The organism is Priestia sp. P5_B4 (assembly GCF_056400385.1).
The window spans coordinates 1-1,526 of record NZ_JBFULJ010000908.1; the positions used below are offsets into that span (position 1 = coordinate 1).

Below are 1,526 nucleotides of genomic sequence, written 5' to 3' on the forward strand. Positions count from 1 at the left end.
CAAGGAAGCAGCGCTCCCTCGGAAGTAGTGATGCTTACTTAATAATGACGTACTCTAGATCCACAAGCTTTGCATAGCTCACGATTTGATCGGTCGTTAAATTTAATGAAAGAACCGTATGATGGCCTCCTCCGTTTTCAATCCACGCTTTAACGCCGTCTTGGAAGTTCGGCTTAATGTTCCAAAGCACGCGCGCTACTGGAAGATGTGGAGCTGGAACTTCCGGCTCAAATGCCGATACTTCGTTAATTAACAGCTTGTAATGCGTGCCGAAGTCAGCCATGGAAACCACTACGCCTTCTCCTTGTTTACCGTCAAACACTAAGCGGGCCGGATCTTCGCGGTTACCGATACCCAAGGGAGAAACGATTAGTTTTGGTTYGTTTACCGCTAGCGTTGGGTCTACTTCAAGCATGTGTGATTGAAGCACTGACTCACGTCCGGGAGCCAATTCATACGTGTAGTCTTCCATAAAGCCCGTTGACTGATTATGGCTCATCACTTTAAGCAAGCGATCAAGCGCCGCTGTTTTCCAGTCTCCTTCACCAGCAAAGCCGTAGCCCTGTGCCATCAAGCGCTGTACGGCTAGACCTGGAAGCTGTTTCATACCGTATAGATCTTCAAAGTTAGTGGTAAAGGCGCTGTAGCCGCCTTCATCTAGAAAACGTTTAATCGCAATTTCATAGCTTGCCTGTACTTTTACACTAGACTCCCAGTCTTCTGCAGAATAATCACCGTAGACAAATTCATACGCGTCTGCATATTCAGCAAATAAATCATTGATTTCTTCTTCCGTAACGGCATTGACATATTGAACAAGGTCACCGATTCCGAAGTAGTCAACCGTCCAGCCAAATTGAATTTGCGCTTCAATTTTGTCTCCTTCCGTTACGCCGACGTTGCGCATATTGTCACCGAAACGCGCAACTTTAATGTTGAAGCTTTCGTTATAAGCAGCGGCTACGTCCATCCACTGTGCAATTTGCTGCTGTACTTCGGGGCGCTCCCAGTAGCCTACTACGATTTTATTTTKCTTGTTCAAACGAGCGTTGATAAAGCCGTATTCACGATCACCGTGAGCGGACTGATTCAAGTTCATAAAGTCCATATCAATCGTTTCCCAAGGAATGCTTTCGTTAAATTGTGTTGCTAAATGAAGCAGCGGTTTTTGCAGTAGTTTGGTACCGCGAATCCACATTTTTGCAGGCGAGAACGTATGCATCCACGTAATTACGCCGGCAACTTCATCTCGGTAATTCACTTCTTTCATCATCTTTGTAATCGTGTCAGCATTCACAGCTAAATCTTGCAGAACAATCGAATAAGGCAAGACACCGCTTTCATTTAAAGCATCAGTCATCGTTTGCGCGTGTGCTTTTACTTCTGCTAGCGCTTCTTTTCCGTAAAGATGCTGTGAACCAACAATAAACCAAAATTCTTTTTGAGCTGTTTTTAACATGATAATCCCCTTTTCTGTATGTAAGTCTTTTATTGTCCTTGCCCGTAATACGCGTTTTGTCCGTGTT

General features: G+C 44.8%; 1 protein-coding gene. It reads right to left on the reverse strand.

Going from position 1 to position 1,526, the window contains the following annotated elements; genetic code table 11:
* Positions 1-34: 34 nt before the first annotated feature.
* On the reverse strand, positions 35-1,459 hold the full coding sequence (gene araA / locus AC1DRF_RS27365) for an L-arabinose isomerase (RefSeq protein WP_477742232.1): 1,425 nt from the start codon (positions 1,457-1,459) through the stop codon (positions 35-37).
* Between the last annotated feature and the right edge of the window lie 67 nt (positions 1,460-1,526).